Origin of the sequence: Microbulbifer sp. MLAF003 (assembly GCF_030012965.1) — a bacterium.
Taxonomy (GTDB): domain Bacteria; phylum Pseudomonadota; class Gammaproteobacteria; order Pseudomonadales; family Cellvibrionaceae; genus Microbulbifer; species Microbulbifer variabilis.
Window position 1 is genome coordinate 2,763,852 of sequence record NZ_CP120232.1, and the last position, 23,118, is coordinate 2,786,969.

Annotated in this window: 20 protein-coding genes and 2 pseudogenes; 15 read left to right on the forward strand and 7 right to left on the reverse strand. The window is 47.8% G+C overall.

Annotation, left to right across the window (positions count from 1 at the left end):
* Nucleotides 1-14: 14 nt before the first annotated feature.
* The 3 genes from P3339_RS13195 to P3339_RS13205 form a co-directional block, all read right to left on the reverse strand.
* On the reverse strand, nucleotides 15-902 hold the full coding sequence (locus P3339_RS13195) for an efflux RND transporter permease subunit (protein ID WP_282950774.1): 888 nt from the start codon (nucleotides 900-902) through the stop codon (nucleotides 15-17).
* A 16-nt stretch (nucleotides 903-918) separates the two neighbouring features.
* Nucleotides 919-1,947 carry an efflux RND transporter periplasmic adaptor subunit gene (locus P3339_RS13200; RefSeq protein WP_157533703.1) on the reverse strand — a complete coding sequence of 343 codons (1,029 nt, stop codon included), beginning with the start codon at nucleotides 1,945-1,947 and terminating at the stop codon, nucleotides 919-921.
* Nucleotides 1,948-2,024: 77 nt separating this feature from the next.
* Nucleotides 2,025-3,347 (reverse strand): TolC family protein, encoded by a 1,323-nt coding sequence (locus tag P3339_RS13205; RefSeq protein ID WP_020415176.1) that lies wholly within the window; start codon nucleotides 3,345-3,347, stop codon nucleotides 2,025-2,027.
* 502 nt (nucleotides 3,348-3,849) lie between these two features.
* Between P3339_RS13205 and P3339_RS13210 the strand changes: the two genes are divergently transcribed.
* The 11 genes and pseudogenes from P3339_RS13210 to P3339_RS13260 all read left to right on the forward strand — a co-directional run bounded on the left by P3339_RS13210 (nucleotide 3,850) and on the right by P3339_RS13260 (nucleotide 13,930).
* Entirely contained in the window at nucleotides 3,850-4,422 is a 573-nt protein-coding gene (locus P3339_RS13210; RefSeq protein ID WP_282950775.1) for a TVP38/TMEM64 family protein, read from the forward strand.
* Nucleotides 4,422-6,665, forward strand: a complete 2,244-nt coding sequence (locus P3339_RS13215; protein ID WP_282950776.1) for a hypothetical protein — start codon at nucleotides 4,422-4,424, stop codon at nucleotides 6,663-6,665. The genes P3339_RS13210 and P3339_RS13215 overlap by 1 nt, the downstream gene beginning before the upstream one ends.
* Entirely contained in the window at nucleotides 6,662-7,936 is a 1,275-nt protein-coding gene (locus P3339_RS13220; RefSeq protein ID WP_020415173.1) for a glycosyltransferase, read from the forward strand. Before P3339_RS13215 ends, P3339_RS13220 begins: the two co-directional genes overlap by 4 nt.
* 732 nt (nucleotides 7,937-8,668) lie before the next feature.
* Nucleotides 8,669-10,368, forward strand: a pseudogene (locus tag P3339_RS23510) (endonuclease/exonuclease/phosphatase family protein).
* A 193-nt stretch (nucleotides 10,369-10,561) separates the two neighbouring features.
* Nucleotides 10,562-11,245 (forward strand): Bax inhibitor-1/YccA family protein, encoded by a 684-nt coding sequence (locus tag P3339_RS13230; protein ID WP_020415171.1) that lies wholly within the window; start codon nucleotides 10,562-10,564, stop codon nucleotides 11,243-11,245.
* A 65-nt stretch (nucleotides 11,246-11,310) separates the two neighbouring features.
* The gene (locus P3339_RS13235; RefSeq protein ID WP_282953593.1) at nucleotides 11,311-11,490 is read left to right on the forward strand and encodes a DsrE family protein; all 180 of its coding nucleotides are present in this window, start codon (nucleotides 11,311-11,313) and stop codon (nucleotides 11,488-11,490) included.
* A 32-nt stretch (nucleotides 11,491-11,522) separates the two neighbouring features.
* Nucleotides 11,523-11,702: pseudogene (locus P3339_RS13240) on the forward strand (DsrE family protein); the annotation flags it as partial.
* Nucleotides 11,703-11,704: 2 nt separating this feature from the next.
* Entirely contained in the window at nucleotides 11,705-11,983 is a 279-nt protein-coding gene (gene tusC, locus P3339_RS13245) for a sulfurtransferase complex subunit TusC (protein WP_282950778.1), read from the forward strand.
* A gap of 84 nt (nucleotides 11,984-12,067) precedes the next feature.
* Nucleotides 12,068-12,361: a sulfurtransferase complex subunit TusB gene (gene tusB / locus P3339_RS13250; RefSeq protein WP_020415168.1), complete on the forward strand. Its 294-nt coding sequence runs from the start codon at nucleotides 12,068-12,070 to the stop codon at nucleotides 12,359-12,361.
* Nucleotides 12,362-12,369: 8 nt separating this feature from the next.
* Nucleotides 12,370-12,705: a TusE/DsrC/DsvC family sulfur relay protein gene (locus P3339_RS13255; RefSeq protein ID WP_020415167.1), complete on the forward strand. Its 336-nt coding sequence runs from the start codon at nucleotides 12,370-12,372 to the stop codon at nucleotides 12,703-12,705.
* 184 nt (nucleotides 12,706-12,889) lie between these two features.
* Entirely contained in the window at nucleotides 12,890-13,930 is a 1,041-nt protein-coding gene (locus tag P3339_RS13260) for a Gfo/Idh/MocA family protein (protein WP_282950779.1), read from the forward strand.
* A gap of 74 nt (nucleotides 13,931-14,004) precedes the next feature.
* Here P3339_RS13260 and P3339_RS13265 read toward each other — a convergent pair whose 3' ends face one another.
* Nucleotides 14,005-14,409: a secondary thiamine-phosphate synthase enzyme YjbQ gene (locus P3339_RS13265; RefSeq protein WP_282950780.1), complete on the reverse strand. Its 405-nt coding sequence runs from the start codon at nucleotides 14,407-14,409 to the stop codon at nucleotides 14,005-14,007.
* Nucleotides 14,410-14,463: 54 nt separating this feature from the next.
* Here P3339_RS13265 and trmA point away from each other — a divergent pair, with 54 nt between their 5' ends.
* On the forward strand, nucleotides 14,464-15,552 hold the full coding sequence (gene trmA / locus P3339_RS13270) for a tRNA (uridine(54)-C5)-methyltransferase TrmA (protein ID WP_282950781.1): 1,089 nt from the start codon (nucleotides 14,464-14,466) through the stop codon (nucleotides 15,550-15,552).
* A gap of 1,782 nt (nucleotides 15,553-17,334) precedes the next feature.
* Complete coding sequence (locus tag P3339_RS13275) at nucleotides 17,335-18,387, forward strand: DMT family transporter (RefSeq protein ID WP_282950782.1); 1,053 nt, start codon at nucleotides 17,335-17,337, stop codon at nucleotides 18,385-18,387.
* A gap of 832 nt (nucleotides 18,388-19,219) precedes the next feature.
* Here P3339_RS13275 and P3339_RS13280 read toward each other — a convergent pair.
* Nucleotides 19,220-19,582 carry a hypothetical protein gene (locus P3339_RS13280; protein ID WP_282950783.1) on the reverse strand — a complete coding sequence of 121 codons (363 nt, stop codon included), beginning with the start codon at nucleotides 19,580-19,582 and terminating at the stop codon, nucleotides 19,220-19,222.
* Nucleotides 19,583-19,757: 175 nt separating this feature from the next.
* Nucleotides 19,758-20,012, reverse strand: coding sequence for a hypothetical protein (locus P3339_RS13285; protein ID WP_282950784.1), 255 nt, complete (start codon nucleotides 20,010-20,012; stop codon nucleotides 19,758-19,760).
* Nucleotides 20,013-20,552: 540 nt separating this feature from the next.
* Here P3339_RS13285 and P3339_RS13290 point away from each other — a divergent pair.
* Entirely contained in the window at nucleotides 20,553-20,804 is a 252-nt protein-coding gene (locus tag P3339_RS13290; protein WP_282950785.1) for a hypothetical protein, read from the forward strand.
* A 110-nt stretch (nucleotides 20,805-20,914) separates the two neighbouring features.
* Nucleotides 20,915-21,406 (forward strand): SGNH/GDSL hydrolase family protein, encoded by a 492-nt coding sequence (locus P3339_RS13295; protein WP_282950786.1) that lies wholly within the window; start codon nucleotides 20,915-20,917, stop codon nucleotides 21,404-21,406.
* Nucleotides 21,407-21,665: 259 nt separating this feature from the next.
* Here the strand turns inward: P3339_RS13295 and pyrF are convergent, their stop codons facing one another.
* Entirely contained in the window at nucleotides 21,666-22,358 is a 693-nt protein-coding gene (gene pyrF / locus P3339_RS13300; protein ID WP_282953594.1) for an orotidine-5'-phosphate decarboxylase, read from the reverse strand.
* Nucleotides 22,359-23,118: the final 760 nt, after the last annotated feature.

Genomic DNA, 23,118 nt, shown 5'->3' on the forward strand with positions numbered 1-23,118 from the left:
GCTAGCTAAATCCCTTACAATAATTGGCTGCCATGCGTCAGGAAAAAAGTTTGTGCGCTCAATCGCTGAATTAGAAATAATTTCCTGGCTTCTGCAAGTTGCTTATCGCTTTTATCAGAGAAAAAATCCACACCTACAAAACCTGGGCCATGGAGTATTTTGAAATCGGCCCCGTAGCCCTCTAACTCCATCCAGTTAGAAAAAACTTGAAGTGCTGCCTCTGCATTAATACCCGCAACAGAAAGTGGTAACGCGACTACCATACTAACACGCTGACCTACTTTTTGTTTCTCTTTATCCCTGTTATTACTGGCATTTTTAGCGCGAATTTTAGATAGGGCTTCGCGAATAGTCTTAGCACGCAAAGCTATTTCATCCGCTCCTGCTGGCGGGCTAGCAACAGCCAACAAAACTGCAGCAGTATCACCAAATTCAGTATTCAGCTGGGTAGACTCTACCCCAGCAGGCAAAGTATTTTGCGCATCAATTAGTTTCAAGTTGAGGTCGTTAAAAGCTTTTGTGACATCCGTATGAGGAGCAAGCTGGGCTTGCACCATGGAAATACCATTTAAAGTTAAGGACTTAACTCCAAAAGAGCGAGCATCAGGCTGATACAAATATTCACTTTGAGCAATAGCATCTTCAATTTGTTTGGTAACTAGTTCCTCTACCTTGACCGCACTTTGTCCGGGCCACGTGGTTGTTGCCATTGCAATACGAACAGGAATATCTGGATCTTTGCTCTTCGGCATAAAAAAATAAGCGAAAATCCCCCAAAGCATGACGCCTACTAAAAGTGCCCAGGAAATAGAGGGGTTATCAACAAAGAAGCGAGCAGTATTAAATCTATGCTCACTCTCCGCTTCAAGTACTTCCTCTCTTGTTTTTTTATCCTGATACAAGTTTCTCAACTCCTTATCAAGGCACTACTCTTACCTTTTCACCATCCCGCAGCTGTGCAGCCCCATTAGAAACAACGCGCTCCCCCATCGACAAGCCATCTAAAATAACGATACTATTGCCAAGAACGGGACCAGGAGTCACCCTTCTAATTCGCGCCCTAAGTATCTCTTTCTCTAATTCAAGAACATACACAAAGAATCCTTTTCCTTTGACTGGATTCGTTAACAAGCAGGAAAGTGGTACAACCACCCGATTTGGTGGGCTTTTTCGTTTTGCCAACGCAAGAGACATCACCATGCCAGTTTTTAGCTCTGCATTTGAGTTAGCAACAGTTACGGTGACAGCAAAAACCCTAGTACGGACTTCCGCCGCTGGAGAAACTTCAGTTACTATACCGGTAAAGATTTTCTCAGGTAGGGATTGTGTGCGCATTGAAAGAATGCTGCCTAGTTTAGTATAGCTAAGCACTACATCTGGCACAGTAAAAACCACTTTCACTCTTGAAGTATCAGCAACAACAAACCCCACTGCTTGTGCATGTACTAAACTGCCCACTTCTATCTTGCGCTGTAGAATTATTCCCGTTAATGGTGAGCGTAATACAGTATCGTTCAGATCCTCCTTCGCTTTATCCAAGTGTGCTTTAGTTCCAACCACCGCTGCCTGAGCTACTTCGAACTCTTCACGCGCGGTATCGTAATCTGGTGCAGTTATACTGGCTGTGGCAAATAATGCTGAAGCGCGTTTGTAATCTAAGTCCGCCTTTCGGCGCTCCGCCTCAGCCTTACTTACATTGGCTGCAGCTTCAATTACCCGATCCCGGTACTGCTCATCATTAACTTCCGCAAGTATCTCCCCCTTTGTTATGTGGTCCCCGGCCTGTAAAATCCGAATTTCTCCCTGTGCCTTGCGGGTTGGAATATCTTCTATATAACCCTCTGTCCTAAATGCCACATCCACTTGAGTGTAAGGATTGACTACAGCTGAATAGGGATACCCTTCAGCACCGCGCTCAGTGCGCGCTACAGCTACCTGAACAGGCATGGGCTGCTTTGCAGGCGGTTCTCCATGGCAACTTATAAGCAAAAATGTAAAAAAAATAAGGCTAAAGGTTTAAGCACTTAAACTTCCCCCAATGCCTTTTCATACTCTGCAAGGGCACCCCAAACTGAAAGTACAGCGCCGTTGTAATCGCTATTGGCTCGATCAAGCTGGGTTTCCGCCTCCAGCACATCGGTCAACAATGCGGTTTGCTCCCGATAGCGATTAATCATTACCCGGACTTTTTCCCGGTAAGCCGCTTGAAGATCACGTGCAACTTTTACAGATTCCTGCGCAGTACGCAGTTTACGGAGACTCTCCCGCACCTCTATCTCAATACGATTACGTACCTCTGCCATTTGCACCTCAGCGCCCGCAATTTTGCTCGCGCGACTTGCCAACTCGTCCCTCTTCCTCCCCCAGTCATAAAATTCCCAACGCATATCCAGGGATACATAAGCTTCGGCATCTGGAATCAAGCGTACGTTGTAAAGTTTGAGATAGCGAAATTGAATATCTATATCCGGTATATATTCCGATTTCTTGATGTCATAACTGTATTCGGCTTTTTCAATTGCCAGCTGTGACTCAATAAAGTCAGCCCGCTGTTCAAAAGCCAACTGAAGTGACTCCCCCATATCAAAGAGAGCCGGAGGGGGTACCGAAAGGTGCTCAATACTAAACGGTGTTTCTACATTTCTGCCAAGTAACGCATTTAACCTCTCCTTGGCGGTGATCATCTCATCAACACGCCGTTGACGCTCTAGCTCTCGCTGAGCAAGCCGGGCTCGCACATCCAGCAATTCATATTCCAAAGCCACTTGCTGGTCGACATAATTCTTAACCAAATCACTCAAGGAACTAAGAAAAAGTATGGACTCATCTATGGCCTGTAAGTCTCCGAGTATTTTCCCCACCTCGAAGTACTGCAATTTCACTAAATAGGCCACATCCTGTTGAGTCCACCGCACTTTTTGTGCCGCCATTTCGGTACTCACGTAACCTTCACAGATTTCCAAAGCAATGGTGTACAAGCGGGTTAAGGGTTGGCGGACCCCGAGTGAAACCAACTCGGTCGTTCCCTCTTCAGAGGTAATTTCGACATTTACCGGTGGAATAGGCCCAATTTCTGAATCGGGAACCAAACTGCCCTGAGGAAATGTATAGTTTTGAGTAGTAAGGTTATGCTCCACAGCTGCATCCAGTTGAAGGCGTGGGTAACGACGGGTTTTGAGCGCTTCGACCATATCTCCAGCCTCATCAACTTCCAGCGCAGCGCCCTGCACTCGCAAGTTGGTCCTAATTGCTGTTTGCACAGCTTCATTTAAAGGAAGCACAGGCTCGGGGGCAGAGCTCCAGGCAGCGCCGAAGAATATCCATATTGCGAACCCGCCCTTGAACAACGATCACCCCTATTCCGGCAACGGCACAAAACTGGTCAATGCGCAAATAATTAAGATCGAATAAGTATATGTGCTGATCGCCTTGCGCTAAGCTGTGGGGTCCATCCCAACGCCATCCTGTTGTCGCCCTTTTTAAATTTCTTTTCGCAATTATGGACTTAGCTTTTATTAGGCTGGCTTATTTAATATCTCATGGCGACGCCAGTTCTTTTCTAACGGGAATAGGCCAAAAAATAGATGGGTAATCGCTAAGAGGTCAATTCCATCACTGTCACGCCACAAGGAAGTTTCACCTGCCGTTATCCATTGGCTAGGCTAATAACTGGCGGCAATCAAAACCGCCCGTTGTTGGTTCCCCGAGCAGTTCTATGGCGGCGAAGTTTCTTCCAATAGTCGTTTTTTTCATCTGCCTGATCGCCGTGGCTGGGGCACTGAGCCTGATTTTTTATTTTGATTTGGATGAACGGCTGATAGAACTACTGCAATGGCTCAATGAACGGGGTTGGCAAACCAGCCTTCTCTATATCCTCATCGTGGCCGCAGCAATCGTTTTACTGCTACCCGGCGTGATCTTCACCATGGGGGCTGGATTTGTTTTGGGGTTATTAAAGGCACTATCCTGGTGGTGGCCGGCACAGTTCTCGGCGCCACTATTGCTTTCCTTATTGCCCGCTACCTGTTTGGTGAAAGGCCATCACGCTGGGTGATGTCGCACATCAAGCCCGCCACCATTGGCGAGGTCATCCGGCGGGAGGGCTGGCAGATGATTATGCTGACTCGCCTGGTGCCGCTGTTTCCATTCAAGCTGTCCAATTACTTTTTCGGCCTGACTCCGGTGCGGCTGAGGGATTTTATCCTAGGCAACACTCTTGGAGTGATTCCCCTCACCCTACACAACGTCTATGTGGGCTCTATCGCCGCCGATCTAGCCTCACTTGGCAAAGTGGAGGAACGCACCGCAGTCCAGTGGACGCTCTACATCATGGGGTTTGTTCTCGCAGTGATCGCCCTGATCGGCCTGACTCGCATGGCGCGGCGCGCATTAAAACGAATCGTAAAAGAAGAGGACCTGTGATGCCCTGGATGAAATGGTTACCGTGGCGTTTCTTCGTTCGCAGATTCGCAACTGCCCACGGTTTCCTTGACCCGCTTACATTAATGGCACACCTGCAGCGCTTTGCCGAGCCCTCTGAGGTCAGCGAACCAATTGAGCTGTTGCGTGCTGGGGCAGTCTTTCATGCCCGCGCCCTAATCAACAGTAAGGTTATCCAACACAACCTGGATTGGGTCTGGCCATACTGGATCCAGCGCCAATTCGATCCAAGGGACAAGTCATTCATCCCCCGCGCTTTTTCCATTACTCACTGCAACCTCAGCCACCGCAACTGGACGGCAGTAGGACTACCAGACTGCGATGAGTTGCCGGTTATCGATCCTCGCGGCCTACTCACTCCCCATTACGATGGCTGGTCCATCGATGCTTGGGTAATCAGTGATACAGGCGATGTGCTGACTCCCGCCAGCCTCACCTACTGCGAGCAACACCAGGAGCTAGGTGACGATATTTCGGTGGTGACAGAATCAGCCCTAAAAAGCCTGAAATTGCGCAACTGTATCCGGGTTGAGACCCGACATGGAAAACCCCACTGCGTGATGGATCTCACTGCCAGCTGCCGTGATAGCGGATGGTTATTGGTGGCACTGCGGCCTTGCAATCCCGAAGGAGTCAGCTTCGTGCACAAGGTAAGCTTGGAAGAGAGCGGAAGGCGCTGGCTAATTGAGGACCAGCCCGCTGTTGAATTCGGGCAAGCAGTGGACAAACACTTGGCATCCAACTATCGCGGAGGCGATATCTATTTGCACCTGAAGGATGAACATGGATGTATGTCTGGTGAGTGCGACGTTGGAATGGCCACGGCAGCGGCCATGTTCCGGATTGAACGACATAAGCCACTCAAACTGGATGTATCCATTCCCCTAGGAGAGGAATCTCATACAGGCCAGCCGTCGAAAACTTGGAAAAAAAGCCTAAAAGGGCATTGTACCCTGCAGGTCCCGGATAGGGACTTCCAGTTCTTATATGATTCGGCAATCCGCACATTGATCCTGCACTCTCCCTGTGATGTCTACCCAGGGCCCTATACCTACAAGCGTTTCTGGTTCCGTGATGCGGCCTTTATGATTCAATCCCTATTGTTCGCTGGGCTCACCAGTAGAGCCGAGCGAGCCCTGGATCAATTTCCCCAGAGACAAAAACGCGATGGTTTTTTCCACTCCCAGGATGGCGAATGGGACTCCAATGGCGAAGCTCTATGGATTTTCGATCTCTATTGCCAGCTGAGTAACAGGCCACTAAAACAGGCCTGGTGTGAACCAATACTCAAGGGGGCGCGCTGGATTATCAATAAGCGCCTACCCAAGGACGGAAGTCTCTGCGCCGGTCTGCTTCCCGCCGGATTCAGCGCAGAGCACTTGGGCCCCAACGACTGCTATTACTGGGATGACTTCTGGGGAGTGGCTGGTCTGCATGCCGCAGCTTCAATCTGCACCAGGGAGGGCATCGACGATAACGCCCACCGTTTTAATACCGCAGCCGGTGACTTTCAAAACACCATTGACCGCAGCCTTGCCGAGGCGCAGAAGAGAATTGGCCGCGCAGCAATGCCCGCCTCTCCCAATCGCCGCCTGGATGCCGGTGCCATTGGCTCTGTTGTTGCCGGTTACCCCCTGCAACTCTATCCAGCGGATGATGCCAGACTCACTGATCTAGCGGACTTCCTAATCAATAACTGCTTTGTCAGCGGAGGTTTCTTCCAGGACATGATCCACTCGGGGATCAACGCCTACCTGACCCTGCATATCGCCCAGGTCTTGCTGCGTGCCGGCGACCGGCGCTGCCTGGACCTAATGCGTAGTGTGGCACAGCTGGCCTCCCCCACAGGCCAATGGCCGGAAGCCATCCACCCCCATTCCCTAGGAGGCTGCATGGGGGATGGTCAACACGCCTGGGCCGCAGCTGAATGGATAGCAATGCAACGGAACTGTTTTGTTCGCGAGGAGCAGGATGCCCTAATCCTGATATCCGGGCTACCGCCTGAATGGCTCAAGGATACTTCTGCCAGGAAGCCTATTCTGTTCGGCCCAGCACCAACCCGGTTTGGCGTCATCTCCCTGGAAATTACTCCTGGCGTCATCCCGAAAGTATCCTGGAAAGGAGAATGGTACGGAAAGGCACCGGCTATCGCCATCAAACCCCTCGGCTTTTCACCCACCCTGGTTGGCGAGGGCCTGAATTCCGTAGAGTTGAAAAGTCCATGAACATCGTGATGTTAACCAATACCTACCTGCCCCACGTCGGTGGCGTGGCGCACTCGGTCGCAGCATTCAGCGAAGAATACCGCAAGCGCGGTCACAAAGTGCTGGTTATTGCCCCGGAATTCGCCGAGCAGGTAGCCCGCGAGGAACATGTATTACGGATCCATGCGATACAAAACTTTAACGGTAGCGACTTCTCTATCGCTCTACCTTTTTCTCTCGCCCTAAATGAAAGGCTCGATGACTTCAAACCGGATATTATCCACTCCCACCACCCCTTCCTATTGGGCCTGACGGCACTGCGAATTGCCCGCGAACGAGAATTACCGCTGGTTTTCACTCACCACACACTATATGAACACTACACCCATAATGTGATGGCCAGCTCCCCGGTTGTTAAGCGTTTCGCCATAGAAATCGCTACACGCTACGCTAACCTTGCCAACCTGGTACTCGCTCCAAGTCTCAGTGTTGTGCGGCTACTGCATGAACGCGGCGTACGGACGCCTATTGCAGAGGTGCCTACTGGAGTTCACGTGGAAGAATATTGCGGCGGTGATGGTAGGGGTATCCGAAACCAATTGCATATTCCCGACTCAGCATTTGTAGTGGGACACCTCGGCAGATTTGGCCAGGAGAAGAATCTGCCTTTCCTCTGTGAAGCAGTAGCCCGCTTTATGCACGACCGGGAAAATACCCACTTCCTATTGGCGGGAAGTGGGCCACTGGAAGATGACCTGCGTGACTTTTTCACCCAGCAAGGCCTGTTACAACGTGTACACATGCCAGGCAAGGTTCTCGGTACATCACGGCGAGATATGTACGCCGCCATGGACACCTTTGTCTTTTCCTCAACAACAGAGACTCAGGGCCTTGTCCTGTCTGAAGCAATGGCCAGCGGGGTTCCAGTCATAGCTCTGGAGGCCAATGGAACCCGGGAAATGGTCAAAGACAGAATCAATGGACGGCTACTCAACAACACCGACCTTGAACATTTTGTCTCTGCCATTCACTGGCTACATGACCTACCTCCGGGAGGCCGCAGAGAGTTAATTTACCAGGCGGTAAACACCGCCAGGGATTTCTCCATGAGAAGCTGCGCCCAGCGCGCGCTTGACCTTTACCAACCCCTGGTAAAAAACAATACCCAGCCAAGTCGGATCCACCCAAATCAATGGGGAAGGATATGCAAGTTAATGGGGGCACAGTGGGAAATTATCGAAGGCCTAACCGGAGCCGCTGGGGCAGCACTGAGGCAGGCACCGGAGCAGTAATCCCGAGCAATGTTAAGCCGTATTGGACTCTCCGTCAGGCGTTGGCGCCGTCGCTTCAGTCGCAGTGAGTGGATTGCCTCTCTACTGGGTCTCTCCACCAGCGGACGCCAACCCCATGCACCGGGGCTGATCCTGATCCAGATTGATGGACTGGCTTACCCCGAGTTACTCAAAGCTCTGGCCAGAGGCCGCATGCCCTTCCTAAAACGGTTGATCCGGAAGGAACATTACCGTCTAGAACATATGTACCCTGGAGTTCCCTCCACCACGCCCGCTGTTCAAGCGGAACTCTTCTATGGAGTGCGCCAGGCGGTGCCCGCCTTCGGCTTTCTGGTACACGAGACCCAAAAGCTTGGCCGCATGTACGATCCGGAAGTGGCTGCATTAGTCGAAAAAAGGATCAATACCCAGCAGCGCGACCCACTTTTAAGCGGTGGCAGCTGTTATCTCAGTCTGTTCCGTGCCGGAACCAAAACCGGTGAAGCCCATTTTTGCCCCGCCGACCAGGGCTGGGGACCCGCACTGCGCAGTGCCAGCCCACTAACTATCTGCATACTGGTGCTCAGTAATCTATGGAGCCTGATTCGCACCGGCGCTTTGATCGTGGTGGAACTGGTTCTTTCCCTCATAGATTGCGTACGCGGTTTAATGCAGGGGCAAAACTTCATAAAGGAATTGATGTTTATCCCAACGCGGGTCGGCATCACAATCCTCACACGAGAGTTTTGTACTATGGGCGCCAAAGTCGATATTACCCGCGGCCTGCCCATTATTTATGTCAATCTACTGGGTTACGATGAGCAATCGCACCGCCGCGGTCCTCGCTCGGCTTTCGCCCATTGGGTACTGAAGGGTATAGACGATGCCATAGCGCGTATCTGGCGCGCTGCCCATGCCTCAGACCGCCGCCACTACGATGTATGGATCTTCTCCGACCATGGCCAGGAACAAACCCAACCCTATGAGGAGCTGTATGGCCGCAGCCTTGGCGATGCCCTTTCAGAAATCCTTTCCGGACTGCCAAAACCACCACGAATCGAGCCAGGCCAGAGTAGACGTGGAGTCCAGCTGGAGCGGGCGCGACTGTTTGGCAGCGAATGGATGGATAAGGTTGAACTTGAGCGGGCTCCGGAACAAGATGCCAGTAAAACCCCGCTGGCACTGACCGCCTTGGGGCCCCTGGCAATGCTCTACAACCTGGACCTGGATGGTAACAGCCGCGCAGATGTGGCACGCATGATTGTAGAGAAGGCCCACGTGCCATTGGTGCTCTACCGGGTGGACCCAAGTTCTCCCTCATCCCCTGTCCACGGCTGGTGGAAACATGGCCCGGTGAGTCTGCCAAAGGATGGCCGCGAGCTGATGGGGGACGAGCACCCCTACCCCGAACAGGCTATCGACGACATGATCAGCCTTTGCAGTCATCCGGATTCCGGCGATTTCATGATGTATGGCTGGTGTTCCAGTGAAAAACAGCCGCTGACATTCGCTATGGAAAATGGCAGCCATGGCGCCGCTGGCCCCAACGAAACCCATGCTTTCGCGCTGATGCCAGAGGATATCCAGCCACCAGATCCGGGGCTGGGCTACTGGCGCCCGCAGGATCTACGCTCTGCCGCCCGGGCCTATCTGCGTGGCGCACGTCCGATGAAGCTGGACGAACACAGATCGCCAGAAAGTACCCTAAGAATCATGACCTATAACGTACACAGTTGCCGGGGTGTGGATGGCACCCTCTCCCCGCAACGTATAGCCAGGGTAATCGCCCGCTACCGCCCAGACGTGGTGGCATTGCAGGAACTGGATGTAAAGCGTAAGCGCAGTGGCGGCCTGGACCAGGCGGAACGGTTGGCGCGACTGCTGGCGATGGATGTGCACTTCCAGCCGGCAATCAACCTCAACGAAGAGCGCTACGGCGATGCCATCCTCACCCACCTCCCGGTGAAACTGGTCAAGAAAGGGATACTGCCAGGCCCCCTAAAGGTAAGGGGCGCTTGTTTAATCCAGCTGCTGATGAACCCCGCGGCGCAGTCTGGGTGGAGATTGAGCACAACGGCAGCAAGATCCAGATCATTAACACTCACCTTGGCCTCTCCAGAGCCGAGCGATTGCGTCAGGTGGATGCACTGCTGGGGCCTGAATGGCTTAGCAACCCACGCTGCAAAGGCGAACGCATCTTACTGGGTGACTTTAACGCCCTACCGGCCTCGGCGGAGTGTAAGCGCCTCGGAGGTTACCTGCGTGATGCTCAAGAGCAGGCCCCCCGGCATACACCTAAAGGTACCTTCTTAAAAGTGCGAATTGATCATATTTTCCTGAGCGCCGGCTTTGCAGTAAAAAGGGTGCGTGTTCCCCGTACTGCCCTCACCCGTCAGGCCTCTGATCATCTACCGTTAATCGTGGATATTGAGCTGCCTTTTCGACCCTCGTAACGTAAATCCCCTTGAAAAGGCCCGCTATGCCCCTATTAATTGCAGGAGAAGATTCGACTAAAACCCTGTAAAAATTGAGGTTTTTCGAATTTAACAAGAATTATAGCCAGCGCTTAAAAGGGATTTCCCGACTTGATGGTCCCCACCGCGAGCTATATGATTCCGGTATCGATTAAATAGCAGGAGTCGCTAAATGCAACCACAAGCTTATACAAATACCCGCGCACTGGACCGCTCGGAATCGGCGAAGGTGTTGCGCAATACCTACGCCCTTTTGGCAATGACTGTACTTTTCAGTGCCGTCACTGCAGGAATCGCCATGGCCGTTGGCATGGGCCGTGGCATGGGCTTGATCTGCTCTCTAGGAGCCCTGGCCCTGATCTGGTTTGTACTGCCGCGCACCGCAAATTCCAGCGCCGGTATCGGCGTTGTTTTCGCTTTCACCGGCCTGTTAGGCGCTTCCATTGGCCCAATGTTGAACCACTACCTGGGCCTAGCCGGGGGTAGCCAGATTGTTATGCAAGCCCTTGGCACCACCGCACTGATCTTCTTTGCCCTTTCCGCCTATGTGCTGACAACCCGCAAAGATTTCAGTTTTATGGGTGGCTTCCTGTTTGTAGGGCTGATTGCCGCCGTAGTTTGTGGCCTGGGCATGGTGATTGCCAGCTTCTTTGGCATCTACATGCCGCTGGCCAGTGTTGCTCTGAGTGGGGTTATTGCCCTGCTGATGTCCGGCTTCATTCTGTATGACACCAGTCGTATCATCAACGGTGGTGAAACCAACTACTTGATGGCCACTACTTCCCTGTACCTGGACATCCTGAATCTGTTCACTGCTTTGCTGCACATCATCGGATTCGCTTCTTCCGACGACTAATCAGCAGCTGCTGTTGAGTCAATACTATGCCCCGCAGTGCGGGGCATTTTACTATTTGGCCCGCTATGAAGTTTTCCTTGGCAGTCTACTCTGCGCCCCACTCAACCCAGTCCGCCGCAAGCGCATTGCGCTTTGCCAAAACCCTGCTTTCTGAAGGGCACGAAATCTACCGGATTTTTTTCTATTGCGATGGAATACAAAATGGCAATAGCATCGCCGCGCCCCCCAGGATGAAGCCGACTTAACCGGCGAGTGGCAAGATTTACAGCGGCAATACAATCTTGACCTTGTTATTTGCATCGCAGCAGCGCAGAGGCGCGGCGTGTTAAGCCAACGGGAAGCGGAGCGACAGGAGAAGCTATCAGGAAACCTCGCAGAAGGATTCGAGTTGGCAGGCCTAGGCCAACTAACTGACGCTGTAGCCAGTTCTGAGCGGCTTGTAACTTTTGGAGGCTAATCATGGGTAACAAAACTCTCGCCCTATGCCGCACGGCTCCCTACGGGAGTGCTTTGGCTCGCGAAGGTCTCGAAGCAGTGCTTGCATCAGCCGCTATGGAGCAGGAAGTAGACCTGCTATTTATCGGTGACGGGATATTCCAGTTGCTGGGCAACCAATCGCCGGAAAAAATCCAACAAAAGAGTCAACGCCGAAACCTGCTGGCACTCCCTATGTTTGGACTGGAACAATTCTATGTTTGCGCAAGCAGTCTCGCAGAAAGGGGGTTAAGCCCAAACTGATAGAAATTCCTGGAGTAGAGATCAAGACAATTGAGCAGCCGGGCGCTTTAATTGCCTCTTACCAATGTGTATTGAGCTTTTGATATGACATTACATTTAGTCAGTAAATCTCCATTCAGCTCCAGCGCCTTGCGGGACTGCTTGCAAAGCTTTGCCGAAGGAGATGCGTTACTTCTAATCGAGGATGGCGTTTATGCCCTGCGCCATGATGCTTTGCAAACACTACAGAATTCAGCCGTTTACTGTCTGGAGGCCGATGCCGCAGCACGCGGCCAGCGGGAGCTGGCGGCAATTGTGTCAGGTATCAAAATGATTGACGATGCTGGCTGGGTAAAACTCTGTACTCAGCATAACCCCATCGTCAGCTGGTTCCGGTAGAAGTTGAAATGAATCACTTATCAGCTAATGGTAAAGAAATTCCCCTAGATAAAGAGGGCTATCTGCGGGACCTCAAAGATTGGAGCCCCGATGTAGCAGAACAGCTGGCGGCAGCCGAAGGCATAAAGCTGACAGATGCCCATTGGGAAGTTATCGAGCTGTTACAGGACTTCTATCGCCAGTTCGACCTGTCTCCCGCCATGCGTCCCCTGGTGAAATTTATCGGCCAGCACCTGGGTGCAGACAAAGGTCGTAGCATCTACCTGATGCAGCTTTTTCCACCAAGCCCAGCCAAGGTAGCCAGTAAAATCGCTGGCCTACCCAAACCCACCAACTGCCTGTAACTCCTACTATTCAACTTCTAAGAATTCAGACCAGGCCAACTATCTCCAACGGCCTGGCTATCTAGCCAGGCTGATCATAGCCCTCTCATACAACACCTCGCACAACCTTGTTCTACACTGCGCTTCACAGCCACATCCTGAAATTACTCCGCAATTTTTAGCAAGACACCCAGGAATCTATGTTATGCCAGATATCCGATTCGGAATCGTCGGCAGTGGTATGATCGCCGGTGTAACAGCCAAGGCGATAGACCAAGCCACCGGAGCCAGAGCTGTCGCGGTCTCAAGTAAACACTTTGACAGGGCCAAAAAATTCGCCAGTGAACACAAAATTGCCAAAGTGTTTAAAAGCTGGCAACAGCTTGTAGAGGCAAGGGATATCGATGCTGTCTATGTAGCAACCCCAACTATCTGCAGGGAAGAGATTTGTCTGGCAGCCCTCAAAAATGGCAATCACCTGATTAGCGAAAAACCATTCCTCAATGGACTTTCAACACGCAGAATTGCCAATCAGGCCCAGTCGAGAGGGCTTGCCTTTATGGATGCCACTCACTTCACCCACCACCCGAGGACAAAACAGATCATCAAGCAGCAACAGAAGTCTATCGGGGATGTTCAGCGCATATACTCCGCTTTCCTCTTCCCCGTCGTAGAACGCGACAACATACGCTTTAATCCAAAGTTGGAACCAACTGGCGCAATTGCAGATATCGGCTGGTACAACATGCGAGCTATCGTAGAGTTCTTGCGCCCGGCAGGAACAATCCAATCTATTGCCGGAGCGGTAAAACGCGACCAAAAAACTGGTGCCGTTATTAGTGGCACCGGCATGATCGAATTTTCCAGTGCTCAAACCTCAACTTTCGACTTTGGCTACGACGCTGGTGTTTGCGATATGGACCTCAATATCCTGGGAGACAACGGTCTGATTCAGCTCAATGACTTTGTCTTGGACTGGAAGGATAGCTTTGTATTTGGCAACCCCAACTACTCAGCAGACTTTACGCTACGACAAGGAATGGCAACTCCCAGAGAATTTGAACACTTTGCTGTTGACACCCAAAAATCCCAAGTCGTTTACATGATTGAACATTTTTGTCATATGGCTACAACTGAAGATATTGAGCTTCGCAACGCCGCTGCTGCACGCGCAATTCACACCCAGGAACTGCTCGACCACTACTGCAGCTCGGTTGGAGTGACTCTCGAAACATCCAACTTTTAAAGGAAAAGGGAATGCAGACTGTGAAACTATGACCATTAAGCCACTAGCCAAGCAGGACTGCTCTTAGTCTCCAATCAAATATGCAAGATTACTCGCCGATCTCCGTGATGGTGGCGATGCTCCCACAGATAGATACCCTGCCAGGTTCCCAACATCAGGCGATCACCCTGCACCGGGATTGAGAGGCTGGTTGCAGTCAAAGCGCACTTGATATGGGCCGGCATATCATCCGGCCCCTCCATGGTATGGGTGTAAAGGCGATCATCCTCAGGTACCAAGCGATTCAGCCATTGTTCCAAGTCCCTACACGCACTTGGATCAGCATTCTCCTGAATCAACAGACTCGCGGAAGTATGCTGAATAAACAACGTACAGAGTCCTTCCCTTGCCCCTTGACAAGAGACCCAGTCAGTCACCTGATCAGTAAACTCATGCAACCCCTGCCCTTGTACCCTGATTGCTATCTCACCTATTGCCATACAGATTCCTATATAATTCGCGCCCGCTCCATTATTGAGACTACCGTATTCTATATGGCACTGTACCGCGTTAACACCAACGACTATCAAGAGCAGCTGAACAAGAAGGCCCTGCGCCTGAGTGAAGCTTACCGGGAATTCACTAATCTGGAGCCAGAGCTATTTCCCTCACCACCCATCCACTACAGGCAGCGTGCAGAATTCAAAGTCTGGCATGAAGGCGGTGTAGCCAACTACGCCATGTATCGTCAGGGCGAGTACAAGAAGCCATTTATTATTGACGAGTTTACTGTCGGCTCAGAACTCATGAATAAACTGATGCCAAGGGTCCTGGCGGCCGTAAACAGCAGTGAGACTCTACGCAAGCGCCTGTTCTCCGCTGAATTTCTCACCACTCTAAGTGGTGATGCCCTGATTACCCTGATCTACCATAAAAAGCTGGATGAAATATGGGAGCAGGAAGCCCGTGCACTGCAAGATAAACTCGGCTTCCCAATCCTCGGCCGCTCTCGAAAGCAAAAGGTGGTTTTGGAGCGGGACTATGTCACCGAACAGTTGGAGATAGGTGGCAAGCAATACCAATACAAGCAGGTGGAAGGTAGCTTTACCCAACCCAATGGTGAGATCTGCCGCTCTATGATCCATTGGGCCAAAAGTGCTTGCGGAGAAAGCGCCAATGATCTGCTAGAGCTATACTGTGGGAACGGCAACTTTACCATTCCGCTCAGTGAGAATTTCCAGAAAGTACTAGCCACAGAAATATCCAAAGTCTCTGTTAACTCCGCGCAGGAAAACATCCGCGCAAATCGTATTAATAATCTGGATATTGTGCGGCTGTCCAGCGAAGAGTTCACACAGGCTATCGATAAGGTCCGCCCTTTCCGCCGGCTCGCCGACATAGACCTGGACAACTACAATTTCGATACCGTACTGGTTGACCCACCTCGTGCAGGCCTGGACCAGGAAACCTGCAAAATGGTTGCTCGTTTCCCACGAATACTATACATCTCCTGTAATCCAGAGACACAGCTGGAAAACCTCAAGTTGTTAAGTCAAACACATCACATTGAACGCTTTGCTCTATTCGATCAATTTCCCTATACGGACCACACTGAAACTGGATTACTACTTGTACGCAAGTAAAAAGCGAATACCCCAAAATTATTCGTCTCAATAAGTAAGCTTACCTTTTAGCGGGCTAGCCACAGCTCGCTTTTAAAATTTTACTCACTATTTCTCATAATTTAACACTTACTTTCCTAATCAATAAACCCGACAAAATGTGACTCCCCCTCGGCGTCACATATACTCGTATCACATAGACTATCTTGATTAACCCTATCCTACGTTAATAACATTTTACGAAACCACCTGCTCCAAAACTTGGAAAAACCATTCATAAGTCACACTCATAACCTCTAAAAATTGATTGAAAAAGAAAAATAAACTCATTAGCTACAGATAAAAATTAATTTTTACGCCGGTTTAAACACAGAATAACTTAAGACACCAGGTGACCGTGAAAAAAGCAATTTACTTTCTTAGGTGTTATCTAGCTTTCTTAGGCACAATCCTCTTAAGCAGCCAATAAACTAGGCAGAGCAAAGTAACGATATAAAAATAAATAAAATGGGAGATTTGAACCTTAAGATCATCACCTTGGTATTCTCGGTCTGATCGCGAACTCTTCAGCCAATCATAATGGCCACTGTGTGTTACTCCGAGTCACCAGTAAGATAGTTTGATATCTAGTTATGAATCGAACCACTGGACAAATCGATATCTTGCTAATGTTCCTCCGCAAAAACCATTGCCACTTTCCTAGTATATCAACCTCCTGTTTCAACTTAGGATTCTCTATCCCTAAACGCTGCACTTCAGAAAGTTCATTTTTTACTCTAGCGAATGCCTTAGTGAAATCCCTGCGTTCATCTACCAAAATCTTCACTTCCTGACACTCTTTTTCAACATCGTGACAGCATGAAGGAATGATTATCGAGAGTATCAATCACTTCCTTAACTTTAATGCCTTATATCAAGCTGAAAACGGCCACTTTAACTTTGGATTCTTTTGAATATAACCAGGCTAGCTTCGTCCCTACGTGATTGCATGGATAATTTATCCAGGATAACAAATCAGGCTCAGCAAGCAGCAAGCAGCAAACTTGAATAGCACTTCACAATTATTCTTTATACCACCAGATCAATAAAAAGCAGTTACTATTTTTTCCACTTTGCGCCTTGTGTATCAATGGTTACATCTGGATGAAAACCCAAAAAACAAGTTCATTTATGGTTGGAATACAAAAAGGATATGGGCCGAAGCTTCCAATATCATTCCTCTTGAACTGTATTTGCCTCAAGTAAGGTCTATCTTCAAAGCTCATTCTTTACCTGTGCAATTCCTAAAATACTTGCCTAAAAATCCAGGCAAAGCTCAGATTTTGACATTGGCTGCCTTTGTTTTTTATCAGTTTGGCTTAATTGGAAGTCCTTTCAGTTGACTAAGAAATAGTTCTTTGGTTGGCAATCCCGCTCCCTTGCAGCAAATCCTTGGATATCAACTCCTAACTGTACAGATGGTATACCATCAACATAAGTTCCACGTTCAGCAGCATAAGAGATGAAATTACGTCCATGAACCCATCGCTCAGTCAGATACCCCAATCAAATTTTCCGAACTAAATTCGAATATTTTACTGGACGTCGAGGGAATACGCGTAACATTGCCTCGAACATTGACAAGAATAACCACTCCGACGTTGATACATAGATATATTTTAACTGCTTGTAGGCAGCCGATTATGAGATTTAGTCTAAACTAATCCAGATCAGAATGACCTACTTCCACTATCAGATAAGGCGTACTTAGCCAGGGGCAAGGTACATCCGCTAAAGCTTACTGTAGCACTCAGGGGATACCAGATGGAAAATCAACACACCGTAAAAAGTACCCGATTTTGGCTATGGATTTCGATTCTTATATTTGCTGCCTCCAACTCTGTTGTTGCGAAAATCGGGGAGCTCGGTGCCTATCACCCCATTAATGGAAATAATCCCATATCATTTTGCAACCTCTTGTTTGCAGGAAATCTCTTGGCGGGTATCACCCTTTTAATAATCTATAGGAAAGATTGGCGCCTCAGCATCTTAAAACAGTACCCTTTCAAAGACTGGTTTTACATGTTTGTGCTTATCTTGATGTCTGGTGTTCTTGCCCCTGCTTTCTTCTTTATTGCTCTAATGATCACAGAGGTGACTAATGTCGTTTTAATTGCAACTCTAGATGCTCCCTTAGGACTCTTGTTAGCTTTTTTAATGTTCAGGGAAAAGCCCACCGGGTTCTCAATAGTGGGTGCTCTTGTGGTAACAGTTGGTGTTATTGCAATTTTTGTGCTACATCAACCTCCGATGGAAGATCCAATGAGCATGAAAATGCTGAACCTTGGAAATCCAGCAATGAACCAATTCCTAGAAACCCTTCCCAAAGCAGGAGAAATTTTAACCGCTGTAGCAACACTCTTAGGAGTCATTGCCGTTCAGGTAAGTCGGAAGCTGCTTGATCGCATCCCTATTGGCGTCTTTTCAGTTTTCCGCATGCTTGCAGGAGTGATACTCTTTTCGATCATTGTCCTCTCTGTATTTGGCCCCCATCACTTTGACGACCTCTTTTCTCCATTCCTCTGGGTGTGGATGCTGGTATACGGCGCGATCATTATAGTCTTTGGGCAGATCACCTGGTTTAAAGGACTCCAAGGAGGGGCCAGCTCTGCCGATATCTCTATCGCTACAGCCATCACTCCCGTAGCAGGCACTTTCTTCGCCTTTCTGATTCTTCAAGAGATTCCCAACTTTGCTCAAATCGTTGGAGGAATCATCATCATGGCAGGAATAGGAATCTCACTACTCGGCCAATATCGAGAACAAAAAGTCGTCGAAATTAAGTATGAAAAACCGTGCTCATTTAAGGGGGTATAGCGCTTTCAAGCAGCAGCGCCTTATTAGGTAACTTAGTATCTTAGGAAGCCTCGTTAAGCAGAACAGTGCAGCTGATCAGTAAACAGTGGCAAAGCAGGGTAAGAAACAATGTGCATAATTTAAACGTAAAGCTATTGCTTTCAGACTATTTATGACTAGAACGCTTGATTGATACTAGCCGATTCATGCGCTGTTTAAATAAATCAATCACTCGCCGGGTCTTTATTGAAGGCGCCTGTGCCAGCCGCTTCTAGGACGGCTATTTTTACTGAATGAAAAGGTCCTTGGAACTACTTGGCCAATTGAGATTTCAATCCTAACCGTGCCTGTATGCCGAGACTCCTAATAATTCTGATTACCCTTCTATTCAAAAACGTATTCATACAGCAATCATAGGTGAGCAGACCAGAAGTCCACTGCCTCTTGTGCAAGATGAGCGCCCGAATATGCTAAAAGTTTACCTGTTCATATGAATAGATAATAAATTTTTGTGGTCGCTATCTAGCCCCTAAAAGGCTGTATGCTGTTACTTAAACTCTCCTCTATCCTCAAGCAGCTGGAAGATATCATCAAAATACTGGCTTCACCTCCAATGAGACTTCGGAGGCTGCTTTAAAAGTTTAGCAGGGCCAGAGAGTGCGGTACGATTAATAAGGAGACTCCACCCGGACCTCAGTTATAGAACTCAAACCTTATTAGACAGTAAGAAACATCAAGCTCCGATTATCGCACTAACGTCAAACGCTGTGACAAATTAGGAGCGCAGCATAAAGCTTTTTGACAACAGCGTTTTTTATGCACCAAATCGTTGTCACAGCTAACGCCATCGCCCTTAGATTTCGGGAATTTCGCCGAAAAAACCAATTACACAGCAAACTTTACCGTTCTCATCTATTTCTGTTACATCAAACCCGGCTAGGAGCAACTTATCGTTTTGATGAATTGCCCAATGGTACCGATGAAACCCATGTTGGGAGTCTACACCACTAGTTCGAGAGTAAATAGCTCCTGGGAGCTTAGACTTTACTTCATGGACATTTTTCTCAAATCCATCAATGCCAGAGACATCAATAGACGGATCAACAAACCGAACATCGCTGCTCAGGGCATTTTCAAGGTGGAGGCGTACTTTAGAAGAGTCAGGTTCGTTCCATGCTGCCAGCATGTGGTCAAGAGCTTCCGGGTATTTGGCCATAGTTCTTCTCGTGTATATCTAGCAAAATCAGAATTAAAAATTAAATTGCATAATGTCACATACAGCCGCCAAAAAAGGGGTTCGTAATTGCGTAGGAATTTGAGTGACGCCTTTTGTCGGTCCGTTGCTGCGACTTCTTATGTTTATGTTTATGTTTGTAAAATAGTCTAAAGTATCAAAATGATCTACCGAGCGCTATAAACCAGTCTTTACCAGCAATCATTTGACCTGCTTCCTCAAGATACTTAATGTCTTTAGATTCGATGTATTTTTGACAGATATCACCGACTTCACTTGCCTTTAAATCATCAGGTAGCTCTTGCCATTCTCTTAGATCATTATGAGCAACTGAATAGAATGCAAACGCTATCTTTCGCCACTCCTCATTATTTGCCTTTATTTCATCAAGGCTCTTTTTTATACTACTCATTTTCTAACAACTAACTGATATTAATTGAAACATAATAGCTAATTCAAAGCAGTATCAATATATCATCCTTTTCTTTAATTCCAAAGCTCTTCAGCCTAACCATCCAAAAAGGTACCGAAGTTCAATAGCTACCTTTAACTATTACACATATTAAGAAAGAAGGATATTATAATTCCGTACTTTCATTGCCACATACCTTATCGAGAAGCCATTAAGAATCAATGAAATTATTGGTTTTCTTCAAGCAAGCTGTTGGTAGAACATACATAACACAATGTCAGACGGACAAAGCTGTTTAGCTCATCAACCTTCAGATAGGATTACTCGTTACTGACAAACAAAAAACTTCGAAATAGAAGCACATTCAATTTAATAGAATACTCATATTGGTGAGTTAGCCGTCAATTTATGTGCTATTTACATTTAAAATAATGACTTAATATACTTTTAAAGATAAGCTAGACAAATGAAATATCACACTCTATCGAGCTTAAGTTGTCCAGACGCTTCACTACCGACTTTTACGAAAAAGGATTTATTATGAAATTAAAATTGAATAAAGAATTTTTATTTCTTGCTTTCATTGGCAGTATCATTCTAAGTGAAAGTCTCTTGGCGGAGATGAGAGATGATACCGTTATCCTAACTATTGGAGCATCTTTCACCGATGGCAGAATACCAATTAATGATGATTTCAATTCCCCCTTGGTGGAATCGCGATTAGTGCCGGTAAATATCTATCATTACATCAAGCACTTATTCGGCAGAAAAGTCTATCCGGCTATGTCATAAATGAAGCCCAGGCCGGGGCGACAACCTTCAACCGCCTAGGCTGTAACCCTGGACCGGATTGTGGTCCAGGTTTTTGGTTTGGTTATGAAAACCAACTTAACCGAGCGCTAATGAGAGTCGCTGTACCTGACCCCTCCCAACCATCTGGCGTAAAATACAATGCGAGTTATGTTGTTATCACCATAGCAAATGACTGCCTACACTCGGATGCCTTTGGTATTCCTCAAGACCAGGCTCAACCATGTGATACAAGTCAACTGAATGCCTATATCGATAGATTAATAGCTGTTGGGCAGACTGCCCTCAATAAAGGTATCACGCCTATCTATGACATAATGCCAGCTTGGGAGGATATTGACCTGTCAACAACCGCAGCATTATTCGGTTTGCATTGGATTATGAATGAACAGCAGTATAACGAATTGCGGGATCTTCATTATAACCGTTTAAGCAGTGAGCTCCCTGGGGCGGAGGTATTGAATATATGGGAGGGCTTTCACCCTTTACCTGATGGACTGCACCCAACAGACAAAACTACACAGAAAGCAGCCCGCCGAATCGCCAACTATATTCTCTTTCACAATTCAGGAGTTTCTGAATAGCTCCTTGATATTAATGCGGAATATAAAGGCAGCCAAGTGACTGCCTTTATAGTACCTTCTTGATAGTAATGATAAGACGATTCTTCTTTCACTACCTCAACATGATTTTACATTCAGCGGTTTGTCATGAGTTTTACCGAAGTTGACAGTGCTTAATCGGGTCGGTTGTAATATTTAATATGTCATAACCTCCACCAAGAACTCCGGTGAGTTACATGAGAACACTACAGCCTTTCAGCAAGCGGATCAAGATGCTCATTTATTTGTATATATCTGTTACCACCAGATATATTTGCCGGTTAATTTCCTTAGCCGCTTTTTCAGGATTGTCTGCCTGAACTATAGGCCGCCCAACAATAATATATGAAGCTCCACTATTGATTGCATGGGCAGGTGTACCAATTCTATATTGGTCCTGTATATCGCCGCCTTCTGGGCGAATTCCTGGGGTAACCATAATCATATCCTTACCCAGCAGCGCTCGAAGGGCTTCCGTTTCTTGTGGGGAAGCGACAACTCCATGACAGCCGCTACGCTGCGCAATCTGAGCTAGCCTTATAACTTGATCCTGGCTTTTACGGCTAAAACCAATATCGATCAGATCCTGATCATTTAGCCCCGTTACAACGGTTAAAGCTAGCACTTTCATACAGGGAAACTCTGATGCGGCCTCTACTGCTGACTCCATCATTTTTTGACCACCAGAAGCATGGACGGTAATCATATCTACTCCATGTCTGCCTGCAGATTTGATTGCGGATGAAACAGAGCTAGATATTTCATGCAACTTAAGATCTAAAAATACTGTTTTTCCATGACTCTTGAGGTATCGGATAGCTTCAGGGCCTTCTGAAGTAAGCAGCTGTAGGCCAATTTTATAAATATTAACTTCTGATTTTATTGATTCAACGATATCCTTCATTTCATTCAGAGTAAATACATCCAGGGCCACTATTAACAACTTCAATTCCTCTTTGTAACTCTATGAAATTTAATAAAAACATAGAACGTACTTCCTAGCGGAAATAGCCTCACTAAATTGTAAAAAAACTTGAGCAATATTATCACCTCAAGTTTTGAGCTATTACCCCAAATGAGCTCAAGATGATCGCCACTTACTCTAAATATGGAAAGCATATTCATCACCTGATTAAGCGTAATATTTTCCACTCCGCCAGGCAAACCTTCATGCACAAGGTATTTAAGGATTTGCTCCAGGGTTTGCTGAAATCATCCATAGTCAGATAGCCCAATTAACTTCGCCCAATCGCTAGCGATAAATATGACTTGGTCATCCAAGCTGTAATTATCACCATTAACATATCAAGGTTTGAGAGATAATGTATATCAAATTGCAGCTAGAATTAGCCTGGCTAAATGCACAGTAAGTGGCTCTTAGCATATTCTCAAGATAAAACCAGCATGCAACATGGATCAGTCCATACAAAGGGTACCGTTTACAGCCCAAATTTACTCAAGAAATGTACCAACCACGGATACTTCGCTTCAATCCTAATTGCCCTCTCCTGGTGGCCTCTTAAAGCTCATTTCAACATTTTATGTAGTTACCGACGTACCTTGAAAGAACGCCAGAAACTAGTTGGCGATAGGCTGATAAACTTTCACATGGGCAAGACAAATGTCATATAAAAGCCCCAGGCAATCAGCAGTCTTTTATCAAAACCGTTTGTTCTGTATTGTATATGGCCCAG

Coding starts and splice junctions, on each gene's coding strand:
- tusC (WP_282950778.1), top strand. CDS start 11,705: ATGGGTAACAAAACTCTCGCCCTATGCCGCACGGCTCCCTACGGGAGT.
- P3339_RS13290 (WP_282950785.1), top strand. CDS start 20,553: ATGAAATTAAAATTGAATAAAGAATTTTTATTTCTTGCTTTCATTGGC.
- P3339_RS13280 (WP_282950783.1), bottom strand. CDS start 19,582: ATGGCCAAATACCCGGAAGCTCTTGACCACATGCTGGCAGCATGGAAC.
- P3339_RS13295 (WP_282950786.1), top strand. CDS start 20,915: ATGAGAGTCGCTGTACCTGACCCCTCCCAACCATCTGGCGTAAAATAC.
- P3339_RS13200 (WP_157533703.1), bottom strand. CDS start 1,947: ATGCCTGTTCAGGTAGCTGTAGCGCGCACTGAGCGCGGTGCTGAAGGG.
- P3339_RS13215 (WP_282950776.1), top strand. CDS start 4,422: ATGCCCTGGATGAAATGGTTACCGTGGCGTTTCTTCGTTCGCAGATTC.
- P3339_RS13285 (WP_282950784.1), bottom strand. CDS start 20,012: ATGAGTAGTATAAAAAAGAGCCTTGATGAAATAAAGGCAAATAATGAG.
- P3339_RS13220 (WP_020415173.1), top strand. CDS start 6,662: ATGAACATCGTGATGTTAACCAATACCTACCTGCCCCACGTCGGTGGC.
- P3339_RS13265 (WP_282950780.1), bottom strand. CDS start 14,409: ATGGCAATAGGTGAGATAGCAATCAGGGTACAAGGGCAGGGGTTGCAT.
- trmA (WP_282950781.1), top strand. CDS start 14,464: ATGGCACTGTACCGCGTTAACACCAACGACTATCAAGAGCAGCTGAAC.
- tusB (WP_020415168.1), top strand. CDS start 12,068: ATGACATTACATTTAGTCAGTAAATCTCCATTCAGCTCCAGCGCCTTG.
- P3339_RS13275 (WP_282950782.1), top strand. CDS start 17,335: ATGGAAAATCAACACACCGTAAAAAGTACCCGATTTTGGCTATGGATT.
- P3339_RS13230 (WP_020415171.1), top strand. CDS start 10,562: ATGCAACCACAAGCTTATACAAATACCCGCGCACTGGACCGCTCGGAA.
- P3339_RS13255 (WP_020415167.1), top strand. CDS start 12,370: ATGAATCACTTATCAGCTAATGGTAAAGAAATTCCCCTAGATAAAGAG.
- P3339_RS13260 (WP_282950779.1), top strand. CDS start 12,890: ATGCCAGATATCCGATTCGGAATCGTCGGCAGTGGTATGATCGCCGGT.
- P3339_RS13235 (WP_282953593.1), top strand. CDS start 11,311: ATGAAGTTTTCCTTGGCAGTCTACTCTGCGCCCCACTCAACCCAGTCC.